This is a genomic window from Streptococcus ferus DSM 20646, assembly GCF_000372425.1.
Taxonomy (GTDB): domain Bacteria; phylum Bacillota; class Bacilli; order Lactobacillales; family Streptococcaceae; genus Streptococcus; species Streptococcus ferus.
The window spans coordinates 544,903-571,593 of record NZ_AQVD01000001.1; the positions used below are offsets into that span (position 1 = coordinate 544,903).

The following is a 26,691-nucleotide window of genomic DNA, read 5'->3' on the forward strand; positions in this document are numbered from 1 at the left end:
CAAAAAATTATCTTCGTTTCAATCGCTGGATATGAATGGTCAAATAAACTTGCTCATCTTTGCTCATTTCAAATTGGTAGGATTCACTGATGAAACGTTTAATCTTCTGCGTGCAGGCAAAAGATTGCGGATAATTATCCTTCACTTGTTCGTAGAGAAAAGCATCATTGCCCCCTTGAACCAAACCATTGATGACTCGCTGGGCAAAGTACTGAACATGAGTCGCAAAGCGATGGTAACTTGTGTCTTCTTCGTCCATTTCAAAACTAAAATGGAGACGGACAATATCTAAAATCTGAGTCACAAGTCTGCTGATAGCGTAAGATTCCTTATCAATAGCTCTATTATTCTGAGCGTTCACAAAATGCAGAGCAATCGAAGAAGCTTCTGAATGCCCCAGTTTCTGTCCCAAACGCTCTTCTATCAGGACCAGTGCCTCGAGACCAAGCTGATACTCTTTTGGATAAAACTTGCGAATTTCCCAAGCTAGGGGATTTTCAATCGTCAAGCCCTGCTCAGTCCTTTCCAGCGCAAAATGCAGATGATCTGCCAGTGCCACATAAAGAGAGAGTTCAAAACTGGTATCCAAAACGACCTCTGCCCGACGAATGAGCTGATTAATCAGTTGTATCTCATCATGCGACAAGGCATCAAAAATTTGCTTAAGGTCTATCAACTGCTGATCATTCTGTAAAATAAAGGTTTTTTCGATTCTATCAGAGTCGAGAATGTCTCCCGGTTTCTTTTGGAAACCGAGCCCCCGTCCCATAACAATTAGTTCCTCCCCTTCCGTATTGCTGGCCTGAACTACATTGTTGTTGTAGACTTTATCAATCTTTAGCATCATTTTCTCCGATGATTTTATAAAAAAGAACCTAAACAGCTAAGAAGTGTACCAAAAGGTTGCACTCCTCCTATCTGCTTAGGTTTTGCCTGCTTACCAGTAACAATCCTTTAGGCCTATAATACCAAAAAGAGAAAGCATTTGCAAGCGCTTTAGAAACATCGGACTTATTGGAGTATGCTAAAGACTTGTCGATGTCTCACAAAGCACCGACGATTTTATGCGGTAAATAATTTTCATCCAGAAAGGCCATGTCTTTATCTGTCAGAGTCACATTAAAAGCTCCCATGAAATCATCTAAGTATTTTTCTTTTGTCACTCCTACAATCGGTGAATCAATACCTTTTTCCCAGAGCCAAGCAAGCGCAACTTGCGCTCGTGTTACCCCATACTTTTCGGCTATTTCTGCAACACGCTCAACAATAACTTTATCCTGTGCTTCTGTGCTGTCGTACTTAGATTTAGCAATTTCATCTGTCTTACTGCGCGCCGTATCTGCGTTCCAATCACGTACTACGCGCCCTGCTGCGAAAGGACTATAGGGTGCTAAGCCCACACCGGTATCCTTACAGAAAGGAATCATTTCCCGTTCATCCTCACGATAAAGCATATTGTAATGATTTTGCATGACAGAAAATTTTGTCCAGCCATTTTTCTCCGCTACATACTGTGCTTTTTGGAATTGCCAAGTGTACATGGCTGACGCCCCAAGATAGTGTACTTTACCCGAACGAACTAAATCATTAAGGGCAGCCATGGTTTCTTCAATCGGTGTCTTGTAATCCCAGCGGTGAATATAAAGCACATCAATATAATCTGTTCCTAAGCGTTTCAGACTGGCCTCTACCTGACTAAAAATGGCCTTACGCGACAAGCCGGTTGTATTTCTGCCCTCATGCAGACCATCCCCAAAGAAAACTTTGGTGGCAATAATCACTTCATTACGATCAGCAAAGTCACGCAAGGCACGCCCCAAGTATTCCTCACTGGTTCCATTTCCATAAACATTAGCGGTGTCAAAAAAATTAACCCCCAAATCAAGTGCTTTTTTAAGGATAACACGTGATTTTTCTTCATCCAGCAGCCAGCCCGAATGAAAACCAAGACTGGCATCCCCAAAACTCATACAACCCAGACATAATTTTGACACTTCAAGACCAGTATTTCCTAATTTTGTGTACTCCATAAGAGATCCCCCTCAATTTTTAGTTTGAAACGGTCTCATTATATACCTTGGAGTTAACTCTAAGTCAAGTCAAAACAGTCTATTCATCTAAAATCACTTACGACCTTACCCAACCGTGGGGAAACGGATCGCGATAATCTCTACTTGAAACTTTTTCTAAAGACGTTTTAGATGGAAAGAAATAATGCTCATCATCATAACTAAAGTAACCAAAAAGGCTATCACAATTAAGGCCAGAGAAAACTGGAGCATTAAGGAGCTGATAAGAAAGCCTGCTAGAGGCAGACCAAATGCCATCCAATAAAGACCTGCTGTAAATTGATGGCTGCGTTTATTGTAAGGCTGATGCGCCAAAACCCCGACCATCAAGATGCCAATACCAAGATATAGAAGACTGACCGAGAAAAGATTATCCGCTGTTTGGTCTCCTAAAAAACTTAAAGAAACCGTAATAAGGCTAAGTCCCAGCAGAATTGGATAATGGCAATAAATAGCACCATTTCCTGTCACCCCCTCCTGATTAACTTCAATCATATGATCGATTTCAACAATATAAATCATAAACAAATTAGTCACGATAATAAAAATCAAAAAAGATGCTACTGATAAACGTTCTGTTGAAAAGTAAGGCGCGATCCCAATAATCATTTCACCAAAAGTGATAATGACAAGAAGCGATAAGCGCTCAATCAAGTGCGGAAAATTAATCGCACGTACATCCTCTGACACATATCCCTGTTTTGGATTGGTTAGAACCCCTGGCAAAATCCATGTCAGCAAAACTCCAGCAACAGCCACAATCAAACCAAGCTGATAGGGTAAAAAGATTGACACCAACAAGGTCAGTGAACGAATACCCAAGATATAAAAATATTGGCGAATTAAGCCGCGATCTGCTTCCGCCTCAGCCTTAAAATACTCAACGATATACTGCACCAAAAGAATTAAGGAAATAAAAGCCATTGGTAGGATAAATGGAACAAAACTCTTCGACCATTCTTCTGTCACCGCCGTTGAGGCAATCAAAAGACAGAGCATTTGCGCAAACATAAACAGAATATTGGTCAAACTGTTTTGACCAAAACGATTGGTAAAAACCGTTTGCACCATCCAAGAATTGATAAAAATAATCAGGGCGATAACAAACGTGAAAAAAGCATAGGGCGTTACGAAGCCGTGATGAACATGATGAATGATAGAGGTTAGCTGACTTATGGTATAGACGTAAACTAAATCATAAAAAAGCTCCGTAAGCTCTACCTTTTTATGTTTAATAAGTGACATAAAACCTCCTCTAAAATAAATGCGTATAGGTTAGCCTTATCAGTATAACACCGAAACTAAGGAAAGACAATGTCATAGGCGATACTGTGTTTTTACCACAGTTTATCTCCACTTTCTATTGACTCGTCAGATAGGGATAAAAAACAAACACCCCCACAAGATTTGCGGGGGTGTTTCCAAGGGGCTTCAAGCGAAGTCATCCTTTTTTACCATTAAATGATTATTTAAGTGTAACTGAAGCACCAGCTTCTTCAAGTTTCGCTTTAAGTTCTTCAGCTTCTGCTGCTGCAACACCTTCTTTAAGAACAGATGGTGCGTTGTCAACGAGAGCTTTCGCTTCTTTAAGGCCTTCGCCAGTGATTTCACGAACAACTTTGATAACAGCAACTTTCTTGTCGCCGCCAGAAGTCAATTCGATATCGAATGAATCTTTAGCAGCAGCTTCTTCTCCACCTGCTGCACCAGCTACAGCTACAGGAGCAGCCGCAGTTACACCAAATTCTTCTTCGATTGCTTTTACAAGATCGTTAAGCTCAAGAATAGTAGCTTCTTTAATTTCAGCAATAATGTTTTCAATGTTCAATGCCATTGTGATTTTCCTCCAAAAATGTTTTTAATTAAATAATCTGTCGTTCAAAACGACGCCTTGAAGACTTATGCAGCGTCTTCGTCTTTGTTTTCTGCAACAGCTTTAACTGCGTATGCAACGTTGCGAACGGGCGCTTGAAGTACAGACAAGAGCATAGAAAGAAGTCCTTCTCTGCTTGGCAATGTTGCAAGAGCTTTGATTTCTTCTTTAGAAGAAACAGCACCCTCAATAGCACCACCTTTGATTTCAAGTGCTTCAGCTGTTTTCGCAAAATCGTTAATGATTTTAGCCGGTGCTACAACATCTTCATTTGAAAATGCTACAGCAGATGGTCCAGTAAAGACATCTCCGAAACCTTCGAGACCTGCTTTTTCAGCAGCACGGCTCAAAATTGAGTTTTTAATTACTTTAAACTCAACACCCGCTTCACGAAGTGAACGGCGAAGAACAGTGTCTTGCTCTACTGTAAGACCGCGAGAATCAACGACTACAATACTTGCAGCAGCTTTCATTTTCTCAGCGACTACATCAACTAATTCCGCTTTTTTAGCAATACTAGCTTCACTCATCAGTGTTTAACCTCCGTTTTTATTTTTGGCTGGGTACAATAAAAAAATCGCACCCGAACCCAGACACGAAAGTACAATACGTTTAAAATTGACGTTTTGTGCCTCGGCAGGAATCTTATGAGTCTAGCTCCCCTGCTGTCTTAGGTCAGTTTTATTCAAAACCTTATTTATCATACCATATTTAAGCTTATTGTCAAGCTATTCTTTCTAAAGAAATCACTCTAAATTATTTTTTATTATATAACACTTTTGTATTGACATATAACAGTTAGAGAGGTATAATTATAGCATAGATGGTCATACAGAGCATTAGGGCTTTTCTACCCTACTGAAATCACCATCTGTACTACCACACAGCAGAAAGTTTTTCTGCTACAGCTACTTTTAAGAAATACGAGGTAATGATTATGGCAAATTTTGATCATTTTGATAACATGGACGATATTTTCAATCAATTAATGGGGAATATGGGAGGCTATAATAGCGAAAATCGCCGTTACCTGATTAACGGTCGTGAGGTGACGCCCGAAGAATTTGCTCACTACCGCCAAACAGGAAAACTTCCTGGCAGCGCAGCTGCTCAGCACTATCAGGACGGCAAAGCTCAAGCCCCTAAACAAGATGGTATTTTAGCAAAATTAGGTCGCAACCTAACTGATGAAGCCCGCCAAGGCAACCTTGATCCCGTCATTGGACGAAACAAGGAAATTCAGGAAACAGCAGAAATTTTGGCTCGTCGTACCAAAAACAACCCTGTCCTTGTCGGTGATGCCGGGGTTGGTAAAACAGCTGTCGTGGAAGGATTGGCTCAGGCTATCATCAACGGAGATGTTCCGGCCGCTATTAAGAACAAGGAAATCATTTCGATTGACATTTCTGGACTCGAAGCAGGTACGCAGTACCGTGGTTCTTTCGAAGAAAACATTCAAAATTTGGTGACAGAAGTGAAGGAAGCGGGCAATATTATCCTCTTCTTTGACGAAATCCATCAGATTCTCGGTGCCGGAGGAATGGGAGGCGACAGTGGTTCCAAAGGGCTCGCTGATATCTTGAAACCTGCTCTTTCTCGCGGAGAACTGACAGTTATTGGGGCAACCACTCAGGATGAATACCGCAATACTATCTTGAAAAATGCAGCCCTTGCCCGCCGTTTTAATGAGGTTAAGGTCAATGCTCCTTCTGCTCAGGATACCTTCAATATCCTAATGGGAATTCGGGATTTATACGAAAAGCACCACAACGTTGTCTTACCAGATGATGTCCTGAAAGCCGCCGTGGACTTATCTGTCCAGTATATTCCACAGAGAAGTCTTCCGGACAAGGCTATTGATTTGGTTGATATGACTGCTGCTCATTTGGCGGCCCAGCATCCTGTGACAGATGTCAAAACGCTTGAAAAAGAAATTCAAGAGCAAAAGGACAGACAGCAGGCAGCTGCCGATAAAGAGGACTACGAAGAAGCCCTCAAGGCCAAGACAAAGATCGATCAGCTTCAAAGTCAAATTGACAATCACACTGAAGGTCATAAGGTAACTGCCAGCGTTAATGATGTCGCTGAGGCAGTGGAAAGGCTAACTGGGATTCCTGTTTCTAAAATGGGAACCAGCGATATCGAACGTCTCAAGGAAATGAATTCACGTTTGAAGGGCAAAGTTATCGGACAAGATGAAGCTGTCGAAGCTGTTTCTCGAGCTATCCGCCGTAACCGTGCTGGTTTTGACGAAGGCAACCGTCCTATTGGCAGCTTCCTCTTTGTCGGTCCTACCGGAGTCGGTAAAACAGAATTAGCCAAACAGTTGGCTCTGGATATGTTCGGCTCCAAAGATGCTATCATCAGGCTTGATATGTCCGAGTACAGCGACCGCACAGCTGTTTCTAAGCTGATCGGAACAACCGCAGGCTATGTTGGCTATGATGACAACAGCAATACCCTGACCGAACGTGTCCGCCGCAATCCTTACTCTATCATTCTGCTTGATGAAATCGAAAAAGCTGACCCTCAGGTCATCACACTTCTGCTTCAAGTTCTTGACGATGGCCGCTTAACGGACGGTCAGGGGAATACCATCAATTTCAAGAATACCGTAATTATCGCGACTTCTAATGCCGGCTTTGGAAACGAAGCACTCACTGGTGACGATCAGCACGATCAGGATATCATGAAACGGATTGCACCTTACTTCCGTCCGGAATTTCTCAACCGTTTCAATGCCGTGATTGAATTTTCTCACCTGACCAAGGAAGACCTCAATGAAATCGTAGAATTGATGCTGACAGAAGTTAATCAGACACTTGCCAAAAAAGGCATTGATTTAATTGTCAGCGATGCTGCGAAAGCTCATCTCATTGAAAAAGGATACGATGAGGCAATGGGAGTTCGCCCGCTCCGCCGGGTTATTGAACAAGAAATCCGTGATAAGGTTACTGACTTTTACCTTGACCACACCGATGTGAAACACTTAAAAGCTGACATGCAGGACGATGTGTTAATCATTGAAGCTCATGAGGCTTAAAACAAAAGCTTAAAACGACTTGGGATGCTTTTCTCCCAAGCCGTTTTTAGTTTGCTCTTTGGTATATTTTTTTGAAGATGGGATAGAGAATAGGAACAGCTAAGACGGTGAGCAGAGAGGTGCCGAAGGTGCCTGTTATCTTCACAAGGGCAGCCAGAAAAGCTGGGGTTAGGTTTAGACTGCCAATCGTCATATTAATCAGCGTGTATTTAAAAGCATTCATGATGATTTTAGAAATCGCCGCCACAAGACCAACCAGAAGGATATGGCTCGGTCTGTCGTCTGCCTTTAGCCCTTTTTCATAGACCAGATGAATCACGTAGCAGACCAAAAGCGCTTCAAGAATGGTTATCCATACCTCTGCGGCATAGCCATTAAGAATATCAAAGAGTCCTAAACCAATACTAGCTGCTATGGCGCCTTTCCGAGCTCCAAAAATTAAAACCCCAATCACAACAAGAGCATTTCCAAGATGAATAAATTGTGCTCCTACTGGTATCCTTAAAAACTGAACAGACACCATAATCAGGGCTGCGAATAAACTAATTTCAATAGACTGACGTAAATGCTCTTTTTTCATCTCTCTCCTCCAATAGTCGTTGATAATCTCTAATGAAATCTCCTAAATGCGGCTCAAAACAAAGACCGAATTTCAAATCTCTGTTTAAGGCCAAAGTCGTCTGGAGACTCTTGTTCAAAAAAGCTAAGGCAAGTTTAGCTGCAGCAATCAGCTCCACTCCCTGAAAATAAGCTGCCGCCAGAATACTGGTTAAGACATCTCCTGTGCCGTAAAAGTGATCGGGATAGGCAGGAGACATCAGGTAAGTCACCTGTCCTTTTTGAGAGATGGCGAGGCCGATTTTCCCGCTTTCAAATGAAACACCCGTTAAAATCACGATGGAAGGACCAAGCTGGCTGAGCTTCCCCAAGAGATCTTCAATCTCTTGGGGCTGGTAGCCTTCTTCTAAATAAGGGGTCTCTGTCAGAAGGGCTGCTTCTGTTAAGTTGGGGATGATAAGGTCTGCCTGTCTTGACAGGCGCCGCATTTCAGATACCTGATCATTGGTGAAACCCTGATATAAGCTGCCATTGTCTGCCATAATCGGATCCAGAAATAGTGGCAAGGGTTTTCGCTCAAGAAAATCAAGCAAAAGCCTTATCTGCTCCTTGCTTCTGAGATATCCCGCCACCAAACCATCAAAAGAATAGCTACTGTCCTGCCAAATTTTGAGAATCTCTGCCATTCCTCTGCTGTAATCATCAGAAAACAAGGGACTAAAGCCAGCCGTATGCGAAGATAATAAAACTGTCGGCAAGGGAGCTGCCTCAATCTGACAGGCAGCCATCAGAGGCATCGCTGCCGCCAAGGCAACTTTTCCCACACCAGGTAAATCATTGGCGATAATGACTCGTTTCATTATGAAGGCTCCTTTTCTCTCAAAAACTATGAAAATATTGTAAGACATTTTCAAATATAGTACAATAGGCTTAAGTTTAAACTGTATGGGGACAAAAAATGCCTAGTAAATTCCAAAAAATCGTCAGTCATCTAATAGAGGCTATTGAACAAGGCCAACTTAAACGTGGGGAGCGTCTACCCTCTATCCGAAAACTCAGCCAGACCTATTCTTGCAGCAAGGACACCGTTCAGAAAGCACTGCTCGAATTAAAATACCAGAATTATATCTACCCCGTCGCTAAGAGTGGTTACTATGTCCTGGATAACAACCAAGAAGAACTGGACTTGCCTGAGCTGTCGTCGTCTGAACAGAGCTTCACCTTTGATGACTTTAAAAAATGTCTTAGCGAAACCTTGGTGGGACGAGAAGATTACCTCTTCAACTATTACCACGATCAGAGAGGACTGAGCGAGTTAATCCGTTCGCTCCATCGCTTGTTTTCAGAAAATGATATTTACAGTAAAGAAGAGCGTATCGTTGTGACGTCTGGAACCCAGCAGGCACTCTATATTCTCAGCCGGATGCATTTTCCAAACCATAAAAAAACAATTCTGCTTGAACAGCCTACTTATCACAGGATGAACAGAATCGTCAACAGTCAAGGAATTCCCTATTTAACAATCCAAAGGGGATTTGAAGGGCTTGATTTTGACAGACTGGAAGAACTCTTTCAGCAGCATGACATCAAATTTTTCTACACCATCCCCCGCCTCTCCAATCCATTAGGACTCTCCTACTCCCACCGAGAAAAGCAGACTCTGGTTGAGCTGGCTGACAAATACGATGTTTATCTGGTTGAAGATGATTACATGGCTGATTTTGACCGGCCAAGTAATGTCCCCCTTCATTACTTAGATACTCATGAAAAAGTTATTTATCTTAAATCCTTCTCAACAACGCTGTTTCCTGCCTTACGTCTGGGAAGTCTGGTTTTGCCTAAGGCGCTCTTAGAAGCGTTTTTAGCTTATAAAAGTCTGATTGACTATGATACCAATCTCATTATGCAAAAGGCTCTCTCGATTTATATTGATAATGGCATGTTTGCGGTCAATACGGAAAAACTTCGACAGCTCCATCGACAAAAAAGGCAGCAGCTGAAAACATCTCTTACACATCATCAGTTGGCCTTAGAGGGGCGCGTCCTGACTGACAGCCTTGTTTTGAAATTACCCGAAACCCACCACCTATCTGTTAAAGATTGGGATTTTCTTACCTCCTCTTATATTGGTGACAATCCCTATCGCTATCTCTCTCTTCGAAACGATGGCTCTCTTGATCAGACATTAAGCCAATTAAAAGACACTTTCTCATCGTGAAAGTGTCTTTTTCATTAAGCTTCTAACCCTGCTTTTAAGCAGGCAATATCAGCCGGTCTTGTTCGACAACAACCGCCAACAACTTTAGCGCCAAGAGCCAGCCAAGTTTGAGTATTTTCCAGCAGTGAAGAGTCGGAGGCACTACCCTTGTGCCAGGTCTGGGTTTTGCCATCATAAATCTCACCCGAATTGGGATAGGTTACCAAGGGCTTGGAAGAAACCTTTCTGATTTTTTCCAGCAAAGTATTGAAAAGCAAAGGTGAACTGCAATTGATACCTATGGCAAGGATTTGAGGTGAGGTTTCCGCCAATCTTGCGACTTCTTCAATAGCGCTGCCGTCTGTCAGGTGCTGACCATCCTGAGAGGTTAGACTAAGATAGGCCTCTGTTTGCGGAAATTCTTCTGCCAGAAGTTCTACAAGCGCTTCGACTTCTAGCAGATTCGGCATGGTTTCTAATGCCAGCAAATCGACGCCTGCTTCTAGGAGCAGCTTGATGCGAGAGCGATGAAAATTTTTCAAATGCTCCTTATCTATAACACCGTAATCTCCCGTGTACTCAGAACCATCTGCCAGATAAGCCGCATAGGGGCCGACATCACCGCTGATCAGCGGGTAAATACGGCGAGCACGTTCTTTTGGAAGCAAGTCGCTCCAAACCCTTTCTCTAGCCTGATTAGCTAAGTGAACGGTTGTGGTAATCATCTGTCTGGCTTCTTCTTCGGAGAGACCATAATCTAAAAAGCCCGGTATGCTGGCCTGATAAGAGGAGGTTGTGACGATATCAGCTCCTGCACGGAGATAATCTTCATGAATGTCTTGGATCAGCTCAGGCTGCTCAATCAAATAACGGGCAGACCAGAGTTTCCCAGAAACGTCTTGTCCTCTAAATTCCAATTCAGTCCCCAAAGCACCGTGTAAGAGCAAGTAGGGCCGATCCCCTAATAAGCCTTTAAAACGTCCCATATAACCTCCTTAGAAACGCTTATAGCGCAGGTAATAATAAAGATAAGAGCAAATCACAAAAGGAACCCCAAAATAGAGACCTGCCCGCTGTGAAGCATCCCAAGCAATCCCAATCATAGATAGCAGCAAAAGACTGATAGTGACATAAGGAAGAACGGGATTAAAAGGCGTCTTATAAGTCAACTCCTCCTGGGAGTGGCTTTTCAGGAACTCTTTTCTAAAATTAATCTGAGCAACGGGGATTGACAGCCACACTGCTACAACAGCAAAACCAGCAATAGACACAAGCGCCAGAAAGACCGTATCTGCTGCATAAACACTCGCAAAAAGAGCTAAAAGGGCACCAACCATTGACAGCAGCAAAGCCCGCATGGGAACACCATGCTGGTTAATCCGAACAATCTTTTTAGAAATCATCCCTTCATTGGCCAAGGACCAAAGCATCCGACTTGAAGCATAGAGGCCAGAATTGCCAGCTGATAAGATGGCGGTTAAAATCACAAAATTCATGATATCAGCTGCGAAGGGAATTCCGATACGGTCAAAAACCGTAACAAAGGGTGCTTTAGATACGCCCGCTTCCTTCATTGGCAAAAGAGAAGCCAATACAATAATGGTTAAAACAAAGAAAATCACAAGACGGCCAATAGTCGTTCGAATGGCTTGCGGAACAGCTTCCTGCGGGTTGTCCGTCTCACCAGCAGCAATCCCAATTAACTCTGTTCCAGAAAAAGCATAGTTGACGGCCAGCATAACAGAAACAACAGCTACAACGCCATTGGGGAAAAGACCATGCTCTGTCAAATTGCTGAAGAAAGGTGCCTCCTGACTGCCTTTAAAATCAATTACCCCAAACATGGCTAACAAGCCCAGTAGAATAAATAAAATAATGGTGATAACCTTGATGCTTGAAAAGTAGAATTCTGCCTCAGCAAAGGAACGAACCGACAGAGCGTTAAGCAAAAAGATAATCGCAGCAAATAAGGCGGCAAAAATCCAGGCCGGCACTTGCGGGAACCATCGCTCCATCAGCATCCCTGCCCCAAGAAACTCCGTTCCTAAAGCTACCGTCCAACATATCCAATAGAGCCAAGCCACAGTAAAGCCTGTCCCAGGACTGATAAACTTAGTGGCGTAAGTGTGAAAAGAACCTGTGACAGGCATGGCCACCGCTAGCTCTCCTAGTGACAGCATCACCAGGTAAACCACCAGAGCTCCCACTAAGTAAGAAAGGATAGCACCAAAAGGACCAGCCTGAGCAATGGTATAACCTGAACTAAGAAAAAGACCTGTCCCAATAACGCCCCCCAGAGACAGCATAAAGAGATGTCGGCTGGTCATTTTTCGCTGAAATTTCCCCTCATCTTCAAAATTATGATTTTCCATAAGACCTCCAAAAATGTAATAAATCTATCATACCACACTTAGAAGCCTCAATAATTAGTTATTTTTTATAGCTAGCTAAAAAGACCGCCTATGAGCGGTCTTTACAGATAAGATAAAATGGTCTCCCATGATAAATCCAAACCTTCCTTGCTAACAGAAGAGAAGACAATGAATTGGTCTGCTTGGTCAAACGCTAACTTTTTCTTGATGAGAGACTCCTGCTTGTTCCACTTTCCTCGGGGGACTTTATCAGCCTTAGTCGCCACTAGAATAACTGGGATGTCGTAGTACTTCAGAAAATCATACATCTGAACGTCATCTGCTGTCGGCTCATGACGCATATCAATCAAACTGACCACAGCTCGCAGGTTTTCACGCTGGGTTAGGTATTCTTCTATCATCTTACCCCATTTTGCGCGTTCACTCTTGGAAACCTTGGCATAACCATAGCCAGGGACATCAACAAATCGCAGCTTGTCATCTATATTATAAAAATTCAGAAGCTGGGTTTTCCCTGGTTTACTGGATGTCCGTGCTAAATTCTTTCTTCCCAGAAGCGTATTGATAAAACTTGATTTGCCAACGTTTGAGCGACCAGCCAAAGCAATCTCTGGAAGATCATCCTGCGGATAATGAGCTTTAGAGGCGGCACTCAGAAGAATATCAGCTTTATGGGTATTTAATTCCATTGAAGCCCCCTTAAGAAGCTGTTTCTAAAATAGGCTTATCACGGCCATCAACGGCAGCCTTGGTAATACGGACAGAGGTAACATCTTCCTCACTTGGAATTTCAAACATGATATCCAGCATGGTTTCCTCAATAATAGAGCGAAGGCCGCGAGCACCTGTTTTACGTTCAATAGCTTTCTGAGCAATCGCTTCTAAAGCCTCTCTGTCAAATTCTAATTCTACACCGTCATAAGACAGGAGGGTTTGATACTGTTTCACCAGAGCATTTCTGGGCTCTGTCAGAATTTTAACCAAGTCGTCAACTGTCAGCTGCTCAAGAGCTGCAATAACTGGCAGACGACCGATGAACTCTGGAATAAGACCAAATTTTTGAATGTCCTCGGAGATAATTTCCTGCATATAAGAAGCCTGATCATCAATTTTGCGGTTGGACTGACCGAATCCGATAATTTTCTCACCGAGGCGCTGTTTGACGATTTCTTCGATCCCGTCAAAGGCACCTCCAACGATGAAGAGGATATTCTTCGTATCGATTTGAATCATCTCTTGCTGCGGATGCTTGCGCCCTCCTTGTGGGGGAACACTGGCAACCGTACCTTCAATAATTTTAAGTAAGGCCTGCTGAACACCTTCACCTGAAACATCTCGGGTGATTGAGACGTTCTCGCCTTTCTTAGCAATCTTATCAATCTCATCTACATAGATAATGCCACGTTCCGCACGTTCAATATTAAAATCAGCAGCCTGAATCAGCTTAAGCAAAATGTTTTCAACATCTTCTCCAACATAACCGGCCTCGGTCAAAGCTGTCGCATCTGCAATCGCAAATGGAACATTGAGGCTCTTAGCTAGTGTCTGCGCCAAGAACGTCTTGCCTGAACCGGTAGGGCCGATCATCAGGATGTTGGACTTTTGCAAATCAACATCTTCTTCATCGCGGCTCTCAGTAAAGCTGACACGCTTGTAGTGGTTATAGACAGCAACAGCCAAAGCCCGTTTGGCACGATCCTGACCAATGACATAATTATTGAGAATATCCAGTAGTTCTTTCGGTTTAGGGACTTCTGCCAAGTCTGACAGGACTTCTTCAGACAATTCCTCACGAATAATCTCTTGTGACAATTCGACACATTCATTACAGATGAAAACGCCGTTACCAGCAATGATTTTTCTTACTTCGTCCTGACTTTTGCCACAGAATGAGCAGTGGACAGTGACATCGTTAGTTCTTGTTCCAGTCATTTTTTCCTCTATTTTCTTCTATACATTAAAACAAGGTGCCATAAAAGGCGTGAATCGTGTTGACAATATTCGTGAAGGCATTCAGCAAAAAGAATATGCCCAAGCCATAACGATTTTTTCTAAACGCCGGAATGGCACATAAAATACAAATGGCACATAAAAAGGCAGTAAATACTCCAAAAATACTTCTCTGCATGAGTTGATTTCTTCTCCTAGTTCTTCTTTTTTAAAACCTCAATCGTAAAATCATAGGCATTCTTGTCATCTTTAGTAAAATCAGTTTGTGAAATGCGTTCAAAACCAGATAAATCAAGATTGGGGAAATAGGTGTCTCCCTCAAACTCCCCTTGTACTTTCGTCCGAATTAGTTCATCATAATGGTTTTCAAAGGCCTTGTAGATACTGGAGCCTCCAACAATGTATAAGTTTTTATCCTGTTTATGGTACCAGTCTAAAGCTTCCTCTACACTATGAACAAGAGTCACATTGGCATCTGACTGATCCAAAGATTTGCTCAGAATCAGAGTTTCTCGTCCCGGCAGCACACGCCTGTTCATCCCGTCAAAGGTAACCCGCCCCATTAAGAGTGCATGTCCCATCGTCGTTTCTTTAAAGTGCTGTAATTCTTTTGGTAAGCGCCAGGGCAGACCGCCGTCAACGCCAATCAAACCATTCTTGTCTTCTGCCCAAATGGCAATGAGTTTCTTTGTCATTCTTTTGCAATGCCTTTACGTTTATTAAAGTATTCTATCAGATTTTCTCAAAAAAAGCTTGAAAAAAGTGAGGACAGCTGCTTTAGATGGCTAATTCAAAGGTCAACTGCGGTTTGACAGGCTCGTAATCCAGCAATTCAAAATCTTCTGGTTTAATATCAAAGAAATTAGTTTTGTCTGGTACATTGAGCACCAGGCGAGGATTAGAAGCAGGTGCCTCACGTCTTAATAATTCTTCTGCCTGTTCAAATTGATTGTCATAGATGTGAAGATTATTGACAAAATAGAAAAATTTACCCACTTGCCAGCCAAAGTGCTTGGCAATCATCATTTGCAGGGCCACATACTGCATGGCATTGATATGATGGGCGACCAGCATATCATTGGAGCGCTGCGTCAGGGTGGCATCCAGATAAATAGTGTCACCTACCCGTCTCACATCAAACATAGTTTGAAAGGCGCAAGGCAGCAATCCTAGAGACTGATCAAAGGCCTCATAATCCCAAAGGCTGATGATATTGCGACGATTCCATGGGTTCTCTTCCAGCTGTTTCAGAATTTTAGTGATAATCTCATGCTTTTTGACGATGGCTCCATAGCGTTGGCCAATAGTTCCGGTTTCACCGACTTCCCAATCATTCCAATACTTAACCTTGTATTTGTCATTAAGGACCGATAAGTCATTGCTCTGATCTTGGTAAATCCAAAAAACTTCTTTAATAGCTGACTTTATCGCAATTGGCCTTAGGCTTGTGATGGGAAACTCTCCCTTTGACAAGTCGTATTCTGCAAAAGCCCCTGTAATATACTTGGAATTAGCCGTCTTCCCATTTTTATATTTAGGCCGAGCCTGCTCGCTCCAGACCCCTTCTTCTAAAATACGTCTGATATTTTCTTTGAAAATCGTATCTGCTTTTGTCATTCTAACCATCTTTCTGAATTAAGTTTCTTTCTTATTTTAACCAAAAAAAAGAAAAAAGAAAAGCCGGAAACGTTCGCATCTCATCTGTTACAATAAGACAACAAGGACATGACGAAAGATTTGTGAAGTCAAAGTTTTATTGTCATTTTTTGTTCTAAAATATGATAGAATAGCAATGGTAATATGCCTAGGCATATAAACAAAGGAGAAATGATTTTATGATGCCCATTGGAATTGATAAAATCGGTTTTACAACCAGTCAATACGTTTTAAACATGTCTGATCTTGCCCAAGCACGGGGAGAAGATCCCGAAAAATTCAGTCAGGGACTGTTGTTGAATGCGTTGAGTATTGCACCAGTCACCGAAGATATTATTAGCCTGGCAGCTTCTGCTGCTGATCAGATCCTCAGCCAAGAGGATAAGGAGAAAATTGACATGGTCCTGCTGGCAACGGAGTCCAGTGTCGATCAGAGCAAGGCCGGTGCCGTTTATATTCACAGCCTTTTAGGGATTCAGCCTTTCGCCCGCAGTCTCGAATTCAAAGAGGCCTGCTACAGTGCTACCGCTGCCCTGAATTATGCCAAACTCCATATCGAAAAACACCCTGAATCCCGTGTCCTTGTTCTGGCGAGCGACATTGCTAAGTACGGCATTGGAACTCCGGGAGAATCCACTCAAGGGGCTGGCGCTCTTGCCCTCCTAGTCACCAAAGAGCCTAGAATTTTGACCTTTAACGACGACAATATTGCTCAGACCCGTGATATTATGGATTTTTGGCGGCCTAATTATTCAACAACCCCTTTTGTCAACGGAATGTATTCCACAAAGCAATATCTGGATTCCTTAAAAACCACTTGGGCTGAATACCAAAAGCGATTTGACGGGCATCTCTCCGATTTTGCAGCCTTCTGCTTCCACATCCCCTTTCCTAAACTGGCTTTAAAAGGGCTTAACAAGATTATGGATAAGTCATTGACTGCTGAGAAAAAAGCTCAATTATTGGAAAACTTTGATGCCTCTATCAGCTACAGCAGTCAGGTCGGCAATATTTATACCGGTTCACTTTACTTGGGCTTCCTCTCACTTTTGGAAAACAGTACGGATTTAAATGCCGGTGATAAAATTGGCTTTTTCAGCTATGGCAGCGGTGCTGTCTCCGAAATTTTCAGTGGACAGCTGGTTGAAGGCTACCAAGACCAACTAAAAGACAAGCGTCAGCAAGATTTAGACCGGCGCCAGCCTCTTAGTGTTGCTGACTATGAGAAGTTATTCTATGAAGAACCTCAACTAGATAGCGCAGGGAACTGCCAATTTCAGGAATACCTGACGGGACCATTTGCCTTGACGGCTATCAAAGAACACCAAAGACAATATCAAAGAGTGATAAACCATGACAAAACTTAATTGGGCAGGTTTTTCAAAAAAAACCTTGCCGGAGAGACTTGAACACATTAGCAGGTCTGGCCTGCTATCAACAGCCACCGACCGCCTCTTAAAGGAAAATCAGCAGCTGCCGCTTGAAACAGCCAATCAAATGGTCGAAAATGTCTTGGCTACCTTTTCGCTGCCATTTGCCTTAGTTCCTGATGTCTTGGTGGACGGTAAGGTCTATCAAGTTCCTTTTGTGACCGAAGAGCCTTCTGTCGTTGCCGCCTGCAGCTATGCTTCAAAATTAATGAAACGCTACGGCGGACTGACAACAACTGTTCATGGCCGGCAAATGATTGGTCAAATTGCCCTCTCAGGCGTTTCTGATATGGAAAAAGCCTCGAAGGCTATCTTAGACCAGCAAGCTAAGCTGCTTGCTCTGGCCAATCAGTCTTACCCTTCCATTGTCAAGCGTGGTGGGGGAGCCGTCAGCTGCCGGCTTGAGCCGCTCGCCGCTGAAGACAATCATTTTCTTGTCTTCTATCTTTCCGTTGATACTCAGGAAGCTATGGGAGCCAATATGGTCAATACCATGATGGAAGCCTTGGTGCCTGAATTAGAAAGACTGTCTGGCGGACAAAGTGTCATGGCGATTTTATCCAATTATGCAACTGAGTCTCTTGTCACTGCCAGCTGTCGGCTGCCAATCCGCATCCTTAGCCGAGATAAAAAAGAGGCGAAACGACTGGCGGAAAAGCTAGTTTTAGCAAGTCAACTGGCTCAAGCCGACCCTTTTCGGGCCAGCACGCATAATAAAGGTATTTTTAACGGGATTGACGCTCTTGTCCTAGCAACCGGCAACGACTGGCGGGCTATTGAGGCGGGCTGTCATGCCTATGCCAGTAAGGATGGAGGATATAAAGGACTGTCAACTTGGACTTTTGATTCCCAGCAGAATGAGATTATCGGTCAATTAACCTTACCGATGCCAATCGCGACGAAAGGTGGCTCTATCGGCTTGAATCCTATGGTTCAGGTAGCTTTTGATCTTCTGGGGCAGCCTAACGCTAAGGAACTCGCTTCTCTCATTGTAGCTATTGGACTCACGCAAAATTTCGCAGCCCTAAAAGCGCTAATCAGTACAGGCATCCAGTCTGGCCACATGAAACTTCAAACAAAATCATTGGCACTTCAGGCAGGAGCAACTGAGTCTGAACTCCCCTTGCTGCTGCCCCTCCTAAGCAAAGAAAAGCACGTTAATCTTGATAAGGTTCAATCTATTCTGGAAAAAATACGAGCAAACAAATACTCATAGCGCTTTGCGCTATGAGTATTATTATTTTTGGCTAGATGGATTCTGTCCTTCTCGTAACCGTCCATAGAGCAGATAGTCAACCGTCGACAGTTCTTCAATGTTTTTGACATTCAGCGCACACATAATGAGGCGCAAATCCTCCTTCCAGCCTTGAACGATTGCGATGGCGTCTTCCAGTGGATGATTTTCGACCAATTCCAACATCGTACGGGAAAGACCGACGCCTTTCGCCCCAAGAACAAGGGCTTTAATCATATCAAGCGGATGGCGGATACCGCCACTAGCTAGGATTTCAACCTTGTTCATCATAGCTTGTGCGTTAAGGAGGGCCTGAGCAGTTGACTGCCCCCAGTCATCCAGATAGGGACGATTGCCGCCCCGACGATTTTCAATATAGGCAAAACTAGTCCCGCCACGTCCTGATATATCAAAAGTGGTGATACCAAGTTCATAGGCTTCCTGAATAGTCTTAAGGTCCATACCAAAACCCACCTCTTTCAGGATAAGCGGGCAAGGGCGTTCCTTAACATAGTCGGCTAAATGCCTTTTCCAAGATTTGAACTCTCGCTCTCCCTCTGGCATTAAGAGTTCCTGCATAAGGTTGGCATGAAGCTGTAAGCAGACGGGATCCAAATCATCAATCGCCTTGAGACCAGCTTGAAGGGGTTTATCAAGACCAATATTAGTTCCCAACAAGAGCTGGGGATGACGGTCTTTAACGTGAAACGAGTCATCCCTTGGATTTTTCAAGGCTGGACTGTAAGAGCCGGTGATAAATAAGAGACCGCAGCTTTCAGCCAGCTCAGCCAGTTTTTGATTGATGGCTTTGCCTTTTTGGCTGCCACCTGTCATGGCATTGATATAGAAGGGAAAATCAAAATCTTGACCGGCGAAATGAGTCGATAAATCAATCTCCGATACATCATAATCCGGAAGAGAGTGATGGATTAGCTCCATATCGTCAAAACTATTGTAGGCAGATTGGTAGGAGAGGGCGTGTTTGATATGGTCGTCTTTACGATTGGTCATCTCTTATTCCTTTTTCTTGATAAAGTAAGGTAATTCCGTCCTGCTGCCAGCTGTCTATCAAGGCAGCACTATCTTTCTCGCTAAAGGAGAGGGCAATGCCACAGTCACCGCCGCCTGAACCGCTGCTTTTGCAAACGACATCTAAATCTGCAGCCGCTGCCTTCAGTCTCTTCAGAGGTTTCGTATAGATAGCCGGATGCAAGTCTTCCAGCAAATAAGTAATCCGATGAAGAGCCTTTTTGACAGCTTCTTTTTCTCCTTTTTTCAAAGACTGGCAGAGTTGCACTACCTCTGTTTGAGTTTCTTTCAGAAAAGCAGGTGTCATTGAGGATTTAACCTCATCAATCATCTGGCTAGTGATGGCAGGCTGCTGGGTCCAGCCCACTAGAAAATCAAAGGAGACAGCAGGCTGGATTGGCTCAATAACATATCCCCAGTCCTTCTCCAGTAGGTCATCTAGCGGCATCTCTTCTGCCCAGCGGGCGATTTGCTGTCGGTCAAAAGACTGATAGTAGATGAGCTGGTCGGAAACAATACAGGCAATATCTCCCATAGATCCCTGATCTCCCAGCCGAATCAGCGTATAAGCAGCCAATTTAAAGAGGTAATCATCGCTCAAATGAAGTTCATAAAGGGCTGATAGAGCTTTTAAAGTCAAAACAAGCACACTGCCACTAGAACCAAGACCAAATTTTTTGCCATCTTTTTCCATTTTTCCAGAAATAAGTAACTGAAAAGGACTCAAGGACTGCTGCCGGCTTTCTAAAAATAAGGCGAAGGTTTGAATCGCTTCCTGAATGAGCCTGTAATTGCCGTCTGGTGTCAGGTCTACAGCATAATCAAACATATCCGAGCGAATATTATACTCTCTACTCCTGCTGATCTCGGCTGTCATATAAATCGGGATATTTTTTAAAATGGCCCCCTGCTTAGGAACAAGGACAGCATACTCACCAGCTATATAAAGCTTTCCAGGTGTTTTAACGGATAAAGACATGTCTAGAGCTCCTTGGTTTTAGAAAGAATCACCCGATAATCTTTTTGGAAAATGGCGCCAAGTCTCTCTAAATCTTCCTCTAAGCACAGGACTTTAACATTCGGACCCGCATCCATGGTGAAATAGCAGCGCTCACCTCGAGCACGAAGCTGTCTCACATCGTCCATAGCCTTGTAAGTAGCATCTGTCAAATAAGTGAAGGGGGGATTGGCATCCTCATTAACAGCATGCATCCGAAGCGCATTGGCCTCCGTCAGTTCCCCAATCTTTTCAAAGTCATTAGCGGCCAAATAGGTTTTCATCTCCTCGAAATCAAGCTCAGACTGCATCACCCACTGGTCGAAAGAGCTTGACGTTTCTGCACAGCGCTTCATGCCTTCTCGGCTCGAAATTGGTTTTTGATGGGCATCAATCATCAGCATAATCATGGCCAATTTTAAATCCGTTTTAATGGGATAGATGTCTCCGCTGTCTTTATCCCAAGCAGCTAAAGGGCCAAAGAAACTTCTGGCTGATGAACCGGAAGCAAATTTTGCTTTCTGAGCTAGTTCTTTTTGATTTAGATGAGTGCCAAAGTAGTCATTAGCAGCTTTCACCAGGGCAGACAGACCGCTTGAACTTGATGATAAGCCTGCTGCCGTTGGCATGTTATTGGTCGTCTCAATTTTGACAAACTCTTGATTATCCTGACGAAAAAGGTCTAAAATCTGTTTAACCTTTTGGTGTTCCGCTGGACTTTGCAAAGAGCCGTCGAGATAAAATTGGTCTGATTCACCATCCTCTGAGGGGCTTAGACGTGTCTGCGTAAACATATTCTCTAAGGTCAATGAAATACTGCTTGTGGCAGGAATCATCTTCTCCGCATCTGCCTTCCCCCAATATTTGATGATAGCAATATTCGCATAGGACTTAACGCTCACAGGTTTTCGATCCATGTATTGATGGCTCCTTCTTCTCTTAGTGTTTGGGCAAGCCGTTCTGCCTGCTCTTTTTTCTTAACAAGGGCTATAATACAGCCACCTAAACCGCCGCCACTCATTTTAGCCCCTAAGGCACCAAAGGACATTGCAGCATCGACCAGGCGGTCTGATTGCGGACAGGAAACGCCTAACTGCATCAGAACCTTATGCGCTTCAAGCATTCGATTGCCAATCACTTCAAGGTTTTTGTCAGCAATAGCATCCTCCACCTGACTGGTGTATCTTCCTAATTGATGAAGCAAAATCAAGGCTTTTTCTTCAAGCGCTTCTACCTTGGCTACTGCCTCTCTGGTATGACCATGAATTCCTGTATCAGCAATGACCAAAAAAGCATTCAAGTCCATGTCAAGCTCTGAAAAACCGATATTGCGAATAAACTTGATGGCTTTATCACTTAGGCAGGTCTTGGCATCTAGTCCGCTAGGATTATTGTGGGCAATAATTTCAGCTTGATTGGCCAACATTTCCAGCGTTGCCTGATCCAATTCCGCCTCAAAGTAGTCAAAAACAGCCCGAACTGCAGCAATGCTGACAGCTGCTGAGGAGCCCATCCCCCGCTTTTGAGGGACCGTTGATGCAATGGCATAAGTAATCGGGTGATCCTTGATCTCAAGATATTCCAGAGCTGCAAAAATAGCTGTTGACAAGGGATCCTTGATATCCAGCTTTAACTTTTCCTGAGCCGGTCTGATCGAACAGGTGACCTCTATATTTTTTAAGGGAAGGGCAATGGCCGGATACCCATAAACGACCGAATGCTCTCCCATTAGGATAATCTTGCTGTGCGACTTTCCAATTCCAATCTTCTTCATAAGGTTATTATTCTTTACTCAATCTTTTCAAAAACGTTTCATTCACCTTCCTATTTTAATATAATTATTCAAAAATTGCGACTGTCAAACTGAGAGAAAAAAAACTAGCTAAACAAAATTAGCTAGGAGTCAAGAATTTTTGGTCAGGTGTTTTTGAAAGTTTGGCACGCTGATGAGGCTGCGACCAGATAGCATCATAGTCAATTTGGTCAGCAAAACGGGAATTAAAATCAAGGAAAAGCTTTTGCTTGTCTTTGTCCCACCCATGCGCAATGGAATGGAAATAGGTATTCTCCTTAAAGGCAGGAATAGCATATAAATCACGTGCATAGCCCCAAATATTGGGATAATCAATTATCCGATGTTTTATGGGACCTAGGTTTCGGTAATAATGCGTGTCAAAGCGTGCTAGGGTGACAAAAAGCCGGACATCTGAATCCGTTACATAATCACCGAATAAGAACCGCCTGTCGGCTAATCGTTCTTCAATCTCGTCCAAGGTCCGATAAAAATCCTCAAAAGCTTGATGGTAAGCTATCAGAGACTGGGCAAACATCATCCGGTAAACACCATTATTGATGTTTGGGAAAAGAACATGGTCATTATAATCATCAATCTGGTCACGCAGGTCTTCAGGGTACAGATCTGGCGCGCCTATCTTGTGAAAGGGTTTAAAAGCCACTTCCAAATAGTTGGTCAGCCTATGGTAGTCATTGTTCACCACTTTCCGGCTTTGGGTATCCACTAATGCAGGGACCGTGGCACGCCCCTTATAATCGGGATCGGCTCTATCATATAGTTCACTAAGAAACTGATCTCCAGTCACAGGATCTCTGCGGTCTTTATCGTAGACGAATTCCCAGCCGTACTTCTCATTTTCCCGACTGTGACCGACTAGGTTAATGCTGATGACCTCTTCAAGTCCCAAAAGCTGTCGAACAATTGAAGCACGATTTGACCAATGGCAGCCCTTAGCCCAAATCAGATGGTAGCGGCCAATCTCTGCTGACAACTCCTTTTCTCCCTGTCCAAAAGGGGTGGTAAAATGATTCGGCTGACGCTGGAAAGCTCCTGTTTGGTCAATTTCTACCTTGGTCTCTCTCGGTCTTAATCTCGGCTTTGTCATCTTAGTTCTCCTTCTTTTCAAATTTGGCACGATCATGTGGTTCTAGCCAGATGCTGGTATCCGGCCCCTTGGGCAGGATTTGATGGGGGTTAATGGTTGCACTGAGATGATAGTGTTTCTTGATATGATCAAAATGGGTCGTGTCTTTAAAAGCGGGGATTTGGTATAAGTCTCGCGCATAATGCCAGAGATTGGGAAAGTCCACAAGCCGTTTCCAATTCAGATTAAAACCGTTATAATAAGCGATGTCAAATCGAACCAAACTGACATAAAGACGGATATCCGATTCTGTTATCTGGTTCCCCAATAAATAACGCGTCCTGCTAAGACGATCTTCAAGCTCCTCCAGACGATTAAACACCTTGTCAAAATTCTCTTCGTAGACTTTTTGGTCTGTCGCAAAACCTGCTTGATAGACACCGTTATTGACATCCTCAAAAATAATCTCATTTAATTCGTCAATCGATTGCCGATAATCTTTCGGGTATAAATCGGGAGCTCCTATCTTATGAAAAGACGTCCACTCTGTCTCCCAGTAACGGGTTAAGTTAAAGTAATCGTTATTGACCAACTTTCCTGTCTTAAGGTCAACAACTGCCGGAACAGTAAAGCGTCCTTGATAATTAGGATCTGTTTGAAGGTAGATGTCACTAAGATACGGAATCCCTAAAACAGGATCTTTCTTATCCTTATCAAGGGTAAAGGCCCAATCAGTCCGTCCTAGACCCGTCGGTCGGACTGGGTCAACAAAACCAATCGAAATCACCTGATCTAGACCCAATAACTTAAGCACGATAAGCTGGCGATGAGCCCAAGGACAGGCATAGGATACCAGCAAACGATAGCGATGCTTTTCAATGGGCAGCTGACCTTCCCGATGACCAAAAGGTGTTGTAAAGCGATTTTTCTGACGGATAAACCGGCCTTTATGATCCATTTCTTGTGCTACGAATTCTGTTGGCATATCACTTTTCCTCTCTTTGCACTTCCCAGTCGAAACCTGCATAGAAGTCACTGCTTTCATAGGGAAAGCCATTGAGACGCAGGAAGTTTAGTCGCTGACAAACAGCCTGATTTGGCAAGTCTGTCTGTCCTCTGAAAATCTGAATTATTCTTATCATTAGTAGCGGCCTTTCTCATCGTCAAAACGAAAATGTTCTGGTAAAAAGAAGCCCTCGTCTTCCATCCATTGAAAGCCCTCTTGATCAACAGCCTGAAAATTGGCAAAGGCTGTTTTGTTGCGTCTAAAACCGTATTTCTCATAAAGCCTTAGGGTTTTAGGGTGTGTGTATAGGATAATATTTAGGCCTCGCAAACGGTCAAGAAGCAGACTGATAATGGTATGGCCGACTTGCTGTCTTTGATAGTCCGGATCAACTGCGATGTTATAGATGGCAGCCTGTGCGATGCCGTCACTCAAGGCACGTCCCACACCAATAATACGGTCGCCATCTTTAACAAAAATCGTTTCATCACTATTTCTGAAGACTTTTTCCTGTAAGTCAGCATCGACCGTCTTCACTAAACCGACCTTTTCGAGAAGTTCGGCCACCTGTTGAAAATCAATCGTTTCTGTATTGCTGTTGATGGTATATTTAAATGCCATAATCCAATCGCCTCTTAATCATAAGTTGGTGAGTAATCTGTCCCGAAATATTTCAGATTGATTTTCTTGGACGTCCCCTCATCAACAACTTCTTTTAGTGCCTTGTTGATGTCCTTGACCAATGCATCATTATCCTTCGAAACAATCAAATAGCTGTAAGGCTCTGGCAGCAGTTCTTTTTTCAAAGTGCCTGACACAGCCTTTGCTTCTAGGTCGAAATGAAATTCTTTTTGATAATAATCAAACATGGGTTTATCCATTAAGAGAAAATCATATTTGCCGTTTTCAATGCTCCTCAGCTGGGAGGCCAAGTCTTCAGCCGAATAATTGAAATCAATTTTATGATTAGGATTGGCTTTATTATAAGCTTCAATGGCTGTTGTGGTATTGACCCCTGTCGCGCCAACTGTCGAAAGACCTTCCAAATCCGACCAGGACTTAACGGTCTTGGCAAGCTGACTTTCCTTTGGATAAACAACAACATAGGAATTCTTAAAGATGGGGTCCGTAAAGAGATAGTTTTTCTCCCGTTCGGCATTTTTGGCAAAATTATTAACACCGATTTGATAGCGATCTGATGACAGACCTGAAAAAATGGACTCAAACTTTGCCTTTTCAATTTTCAGCTTATACTGAGGCAATTTTTTAAAGATGGCTTTTAGCAATTCAATATTGTGGCCAGTCAGCTGGTTTTTGCTGTTGACATAAGTAAAGGGTTTAGGTTCACCGCCTGTTGCTGCAGTAATGGTCACCGTTTTCTTGTCTGCCAATACTGTCTCAGTCTTAGAAGCCCCCAAAGCTATCACGGTCAGTAAGAGTAAACTAACGAGGCTAAACCCTTTTAGCAATAAAATCTTTTTCATCTTTTTCTCCTTTAACGTAAGCATAAAACCATCTTATCACCTCCAAGCTCCCTTGCATAATCTATCTTATTTATGCTGGGCTATAAGTTTAAATTATAGGTTGGACAAGAAGAACGGTCAGAAAAATACCTTATCTGACCGTCTTTCTCTATAAAATATAATTTTCGGTGTAGGAAGCATCCACAAGAATTCTCGCCAAAAACTTCCGTGTCCTTTCTTCCTTGGGATGTAAGAAAAAGTCCTTGGGTTTACCTTCTTCAATAATACGCCCCTCATCCATAAAAACAATATGAGTCGCTACGTCTCGCGCAAAAGCCATTTCATGGGTTACAACAATCATGGTGACTCCCTCTTCTGCCAGCTGCTTCATGACCCCCAAGACATCACCAATGAGTTCTGGATCAAGCGCTGAAGTGGGTTCATCAAAGAGAATTAGTTCGGGCTTAACCGCAATAGCTCTGGCTATACCAATACGCTGCTGCTGACCGCCCGATAACTGATTAGGGTAATAATCCTTATGGCTCAGTAAGCCAACCTTTTCTAAAGCTTCTAAAGCGATTTTTTCTGCCTCTGATTTTGGGATTTTTCTGGCAATGACAAGTCCCTCCAAAATATTTTCTAGGGCAGTCTTATTGGCAAATAGATTATAGTGCTGAAAAACAAAAGCAGTTTTCTGCCTGAGTTCCAGAACATCTTTGCGTCCGATTTTAGCTAAATCATAAGTCTTGCCTTCTAGTTCCAAAATCCCCGAATCCGCTTTTTCTAAGTGATTTAAAGAGCGTAAAAAAGTAGTTTTTCCCGATCCGCTGGGGCCCAGAATAACAATCACATCCCCCTTGCTGACTTCCAGACTAACTTTTTCTAAAACGGATTTCCCATTAAAGCTCTTACTTAATTCTTTTACTGTTAACATC

27 protein-coding genes and 1 other annotated feature are annotated in these 26,691 nt (G+C 43.2%); of the genes, 4 read left to right on the forward strand and 23 right to left on the reverse strand.

The annotated features are described in order from the left end of the window. Positions 1-7 precede the first annotated feature (7 nt). From licT to rplJ, 5 genes are all read right to left on the reverse strand, one after another. Entirely contained in the window at positions 8-844 is an 837-nt protein-coding gene (gene licT, locus A3GY_RS0102755; protein ID WP_018029877.1) for a BglG family transcription antiterminator LicT, read from the reverse strand. Positions 845-1,043: 199 nt separating this feature from the next. Continuing rightward, positions 1,044-2,030 (reverse strand): aldo/keto reductase, encoded by a 987-nt coding sequence (locus tag A3GY_RS0102760; protein WP_018029878.1) that lies wholly within the window; start codon positions 2,028-2,030, stop codon positions 1,044-1,046. 156 nt (positions 2,031-2,186) lie between these two features. Then, positions 2,187-3,314, reverse strand: a complete 1,128-nt coding sequence (locus A3GY_RS0102765; RefSeq protein WP_018029879.1) for a low temperature requirement protein A — start codon at positions 3,312-3,314, stop codon at positions 2,187-2,189. Positions 3,315-3,534: 220 nt separating this feature from the next. Beyond that, on the reverse strand, positions 3,535-3,903 hold the full coding sequence (gene rplL / locus A3GY_RS0102770) for a 50S ribosomal protein L7/L12 (protein WP_018029880.1): 369 nt from the start codon (positions 3,901-3,903) through the stop codon (positions 3,535-3,537). Between the two features lie 65 nt (positions 3,904-3,968). After that, positions 3,969-4,472 (reverse strand): 50S ribosomal protein L10, encoded by a 504-nt coding sequence (gene rplJ, locus A3GY_RS0102775; protein WP_018029881.1) that lies wholly within the window; start codon positions 4,470-4,472, stop codon positions 3,969-3,971. A 32-nt stretch (positions 4,473-4,504) separates the two neighbouring features. Next, positions 4,505-4,635, reverse strand: a sequence feature (ribosomal protein L10 leader region). Between the two features lie 244 nt (positions 4,636-4,879). Between rplJ and A3GY_RS0102780 the strand changes: the two genes are divergently transcribed. After that, positions 4,880-6,985, forward strand: coding sequence for an AAA family ATPase (locus A3GY_RS0102780; protein WP_026161892.1), 2,106 nt, complete (start codon positions 4,880-4,882; stop codon positions 6,983-6,985). A gap of 46 nt (positions 6,986-7,031) precedes the next feature. Here A3GY_RS0102780 and A3GY_RS0102785 read toward each other — a convergent pair whose 3' ends face one another. Both A3GY_RS0102785 and A3GY_RS0102790 read right to left on the reverse strand, forming a co-directional pair. After that, a complete protein-coding gene (locus A3GY_RS0102785) occupies positions 7,032-7,565 on the reverse strand; it encodes an ECF transporter S component (protein WP_018029883.1) in 534 nt (177 codons plus the stop codon). After that, on the reverse strand, positions 7,534-8,406 hold the full coding sequence (locus tag A3GY_RS0102790; RefSeq protein ID WP_026161893.1) for a pyridoxamine kinase: 873 nt from the start codon (positions 8,404-8,406) through the stop codon (positions 7,534-7,536). Before A3GY_RS0102790 ends, A3GY_RS0102785 begins: the two co-directional genes overlap by 32 nt. 95 nt (positions 8,407-8,501) lie before the next feature. Here A3GY_RS0102790 and A3GY_RS0102795 point away from each other — a divergent pair, with 95 nt between their 5' ends. Continuing rightward, positions 8,502-9,761: an aminotransferase-like domain-containing protein gene (locus A3GY_RS0102795; protein WP_018029885.1), complete on the forward strand. Its 1,260-nt coding sequence runs from the start codon at positions 8,502-8,504 to the stop codon at positions 9,759-9,761. Between the two features lie 14 nt (positions 9,762-9,775). Here A3GY_RS0102795 and mmuM read toward each other — a convergent pair whose 3' ends face one another. The 6 genes from mmuM to A3GY_RS0102825 all read right to left on the reverse strand — a co-directional run bounded on the left by mmuM (position 9,776) and on the right by A3GY_RS0102825 (position 15,679). Further along, positions 9,776-10,726 carry a homocysteine S-methyltransferase gene (gene mmuM / locus A3GY_RS0102800; RefSeq protein WP_018029886.1) on the reverse strand — a complete coding sequence of 317 codons (951 nt, stop codon included), beginning with the start codon at positions 10,724-10,726 and terminating at the stop codon, positions 9,776-9,778. Positions 10,727-10,735: 9 nt separating this feature from the next. Beyond that, positions 10,736-12,112, reverse strand: a complete 1,377-nt coding sequence (locus A3GY_RS0102805; protein WP_018029887.1) for an amino acid permease — start codon at positions 12,110-12,112, stop codon at positions 10,736-10,738. A gap of 101 nt (positions 12,113-12,213) precedes the next feature. Further along, on the reverse strand, positions 12,214-12,801 hold the full coding sequence (yihA, locus tag A3GY_RS0102810) for a ribosome biogenesis GTP-binding protein YihA/YsxC (RefSeq protein ID WP_018029888.1): 588 nt from the start codon (positions 12,799-12,801) through the stop codon (positions 12,214-12,216). Positions 12,802-12,811: 10 nt separating this feature from the next. Further along, positions 12,812-14,044 carry an ATP-dependent Clp protease ATP-binding subunit ClpX gene (clpX, locus tag A3GY_RS0102815; protein ID WP_018029889.1) on the reverse strand — a complete coding sequence of 411 codons (1,233 nt, stop codon included), beginning with the start codon at positions 14,042-14,044 and terminating at the stop codon, positions 12,812-12,814. Between the two features lie 212 nt (positions 14,045-14,256). After that, positions 14,257-14,757, reverse strand: a complete 501-nt coding sequence (locus tag A3GY_RS0102820) for a dihydrofolate reductase (RefSeq protein ID WP_018029890.1) — start codon at positions 14,755-14,757, stop codon at positions 14,257-14,259. A gap of 82 nt (positions 14,758-14,839) precedes the next feature. Continuing rightward, on the reverse strand, positions 14,840-15,679 hold the full coding sequence (locus A3GY_RS0102825) for a thymidylate synthase (RefSeq protein WP_018029891.1): 840 nt from the start codon (positions 15,677-15,679) through the stop codon (positions 14,840-14,842). Positions 15,680-15,900: 221 nt separating this feature from the next. Here A3GY_RS0102825 and A3GY_RS0102830 point away from each other — a divergent pair, with 221 nt between their 5' ends. Both A3GY_RS0102830 and A3GY_RS0102835 read left to right on the forward strand, forming a co-directional pair. Then, positions 15,901-17,085 (forward strand): hydroxymethylglutaryl-CoA synthase, encoded by a 1,185-nt coding sequence (locus A3GY_RS0102830; protein ID WP_026161894.1) that lies wholly within the window; start codon positions 15,901-15,903, stop codon positions 17,083-17,085. Next, a complete protein-coding gene (locus A3GY_RS0102835) occupies positions 17,072-18,364 on the forward strand; it encodes a hydroxymethylglutaryl-CoA reductase, degradative (protein ID WP_018029893.1) in 1,293 nt (430 codons plus the stop codon). The genes A3GY_RS0102830 and A3GY_RS0102835 overlap by 14 nt, the downstream gene beginning before the upstream one ends. Positions 18,365-18,385: 21 nt before the next feature. Here the strand turns inward: A3GY_RS0102835 and fni are convergent, their stop codons facing one another. From fni to A3GY_RS0102885, 10 genes are all read right to left on the reverse strand, one after another. After that, positions 18,386-19,393, reverse strand: coding sequence for a type 2 isopentenyl-diphosphate Delta-isomerase (gene fni / locus A3GY_RS0102840; RefSeq protein WP_018029894.1), 1,008 nt, complete (start codon positions 19,391-19,393; stop codon positions 18,386-18,388). Continuing rightward, a complete protein-coding gene (locus A3GY_RS0102845; RefSeq protein WP_018029895.1) occupies positions 19,380-20,390 on the reverse strand; it encodes a phosphomevalonate kinase in 1,011 nt (336 codons plus the stop codon). Before A3GY_RS0102845 ends, fni begins: the two co-directional genes overlap by 14 nt. Positions 20,391-20,392: 2 nt before the next feature. Then, on the reverse strand, positions 20,393-21,325 hold the full coding sequence (mvaD, locus tag A3GY_RS0102850) for a diphosphomevalonate decarboxylase (protein WP_018029896.1): 933 nt from the start codon (positions 21,323-21,325) through the stop codon (positions 20,393-20,395). Next, entirely contained in the window at positions 21,307-22,182 is an 876-nt protein-coding gene (gene mvk, locus A3GY_RS0102855) for a mevalonate kinase (RefSeq protein WP_018029897.1), read from the reverse strand. Before mvk ends, mvaD begins: the two co-directional genes overlap by 19 nt. Positions 22,183-22,300: 118 nt before the next feature. Continuing rightward, the gene (locus tag A3GY_RS0102860) at positions 22,301-23,308 is read right to left on the reverse strand and encodes a glutathione S-transferase C-terminal domain-containing protein (protein ID WP_018029898.1); all 1,008 of its coding nucleotides are present in this window, start codon (positions 23,306-23,308) and stop codon (positions 22,301-22,303) included. 1 nt (position 23,309) lies between these two features. After that, positions 23,310-24,272 carry a glutathione S-transferase family protein gene (locus tag A3GY_RS0102865; RefSeq protein WP_018029899.1) on the reverse strand — a complete coding sequence of 321 codons (963 nt, stop codon included), beginning with the start codon at positions 24,270-24,272 and terminating at the stop codon, positions 23,310-23,312. A gap of 1 nt (position 24,273) precedes the next feature. Further along, positions 24,274-24,429 carry a hypothetical protein gene (locus A3GY_RS10220; RefSeq protein ID WP_018029900.1) on the reverse strand — a complete coding sequence of 52 codons (156 nt, stop codon included), beginning with the start codon at positions 24,427-24,429 and terminating at the stop codon, positions 24,274-24,276. After that, a complete protein-coding gene (locus A3GY_RS0102875; protein ID WP_018029901.1) occupies positions 24,429-24,914 on the reverse strand; it encodes a GNAT family N-acetyltransferase in 486 nt (161 codons plus the stop codon). The genes A3GY_RS10220 and A3GY_RS0102875 overlap by 1 nt, the downstream gene beginning before the upstream one ends. Before the next feature lie 14 nt (positions 24,915-24,928). After that, on the reverse strand, positions 24,929-25,777 hold the full coding sequence (locus A3GY_RS0102880; RefSeq protein ID WP_018029902.1) for a transporter substrate-binding domain-containing protein: 849 nt from the start codon (positions 25,775-25,777) through the stop codon (positions 24,929-24,931). 148 nt (positions 25,778-25,925) lie between these two features. Continuing rightward, on the reverse strand, positions 25,926-26,690 hold the full coding sequence (locus tag A3GY_RS0102885; protein WP_018029903.1) for an amino acid ABC transporter ATP-binding protein: 765 nt from the start codon (positions 26,688-26,690) through the stop codon (positions 25,926-25,928). Position 26,691 lies beyond the last annotated feature (1 nt).

Coding starts and splice junctions, on each gene's coding strand:
- A3GY_RS0102795 (WP_018029885.1), top strand. CDS start 8,502: ATGCCTAGTAAATTCCAAAAAATCGTCAGTCATCTAATAGAGGCTATT.
- mvaD (WP_018029896.1), bottom strand. CDS start 21,325: ATGGATCGAAAACCTGTGAGCGTTAAGTCCTATGCGAATATTGCTATC.
- A3GY_RS0102830 (WP_026161894.1), top strand. CDS start 15,901: ATGCCCATTGGAATTGATAAAATCGGTTTTACAACCAGTCAATACGTT.
- A3GY_RS0102780 (WP_026161892.1), top strand. CDS start 4,880: ATGGCAAATTTTGATCATTTTGATAACATGGACGATATTTTCAATCAA.
- A3GY_RS0102880 (WP_018029902.1), bottom strand. CDS start 25,777: ATGAAAAAGATTTTATTGCTAAAAGGGTTTAGCCTCGTTAGTTTACTC.
- A3GY_RS10220 (WP_018029900.1), bottom strand. CDS start 24,429: ATGATAAGAATAATTCAGATTTTCAGAGGACAGACAGACTTGCCAAAT.
- A3GY_RS0102765 (WP_018029879.1), bottom strand. CDS start 3,314: ATGTCACTTATTAAACATAAAAAGGTAGAGCTTACGGAGCTTTTTTAT.
- A3GY_RS0102825 (WP_018029891.1), bottom strand. CDS start 15,679: ATGACAAAAGCAGATACGATTTTCAAAGAAAATATCAGACGTATTTTA.
- A3GY_RS0102835 (WP_018029893.1), top strand. CDS start 17,072: ATGACAAAACTTAATTGGGCAGGTTTTTCAAAAAAAACCTTGCCGGAG.
- A3GY_RS0102885 (WP_018029903.1), bottom strand. CDS start 26,690: ATGTTAACAGTAAAAGAATTAAGTAAGAGCTTTAATGGGAAATCCGTT.
- A3GY_RS0102875 (WP_018029901.1), bottom strand. CDS start 24,914: ATGGCATTTAAATATACCATCAACAGCAATACAGAAACGATTGATTTT.
- fni (WP_018029894.1), bottom strand. CDS start 19,393: ATGACCAATCGTAAAGACGACCATATCAAACACGCCCTCTCCTACCAA.
- mmuM (WP_018029886.1), bottom strand. CDS start 10,726: ATGGGACGTTTTAAAGGCTTATTAGGGGATCGGCCCTACTTGCTCTTA.
- rplJ (WP_018029881.1), bottom strand. CDS start 4,472: ATGAGTGAAGCTAGTATTGCTAAAAAAGCGGAATTAGTTGATGTAGTC.
- A3GY_RS0102845 (WP_018029895.1), bottom strand. CDS start 20,390: ATGTCTTTATCCGTTAAAACACCTGGAAAGCTTTATATAGCTGGTGAG.
- licT (WP_018029877.1), bottom strand. CDS start 844: ATGCTAAAGATTGATAAAGTCTACAACAACAATGTAGTTCAGGCCAGC.
- A3GY_RS0102865 (WP_018029899.1), bottom strand. CDS start 24,272: ATGCCAACAGAATTCGTAGCACAAGAAATGGATCATAAAGGCCGGTTT.
- A3GY_RS0102860 (WP_018029898.1), bottom strand. CDS start 23,308: ATGACAAAGCCGAGATTAAGACCGAGAGAGACCAAGGTAGAAATTGAC.
- A3GY_RS0102820 (WP_018029890.1), bottom strand. CDS start 14,757: ATGACAAAGAAACTCATTGCCATTTGGGCAGAAGACAAGAATGGTTTG.
- A3GY_RS0102785 (WP_018029883.1), bottom strand. CDS start 7,565: ATGAAAAAAGAGCATTTACGTCAGTCTATTGAAATTAGTTTATTCGCA.
- rplL (WP_018029880.1), bottom strand. CDS start 3,903: ATGGCATTGAACATTGAAAACATTATTGCTGAAATTAAAGAAGCTACT.
- mvk (WP_018029897.1), bottom strand. CDS start 22,182: ATGAAGAAGATTGGAATTGGAAAGTCGCACAGCAAGATTATCCTAATG.
- A3GY_RS0102805 (WP_018029887.1), bottom strand. CDS start 12,112: ATGGAAAATCATAATTTTGAAGATGAGGGGAAATTTCAGCGAAAAATG.
- A3GY_RS0102760 (WP_018029878.1), bottom strand. CDS start 2,030: ATGGAGTACACAAAATTAGGAAATACTGGTCTTGAAGTGTCAAAATTA.
- yihA (WP_018029888.1), bottom strand. CDS start 12,801: ATGGAATTAAATACCCATAAAGCTGATATTCTTCTGAGTGCCGCCTCT.
- clpX (WP_018029889.1), bottom strand. CDS start 14,044: ATGACTGGAACAAGAACTAACGATGTCACTGTCCACTGCTCATTCTGT.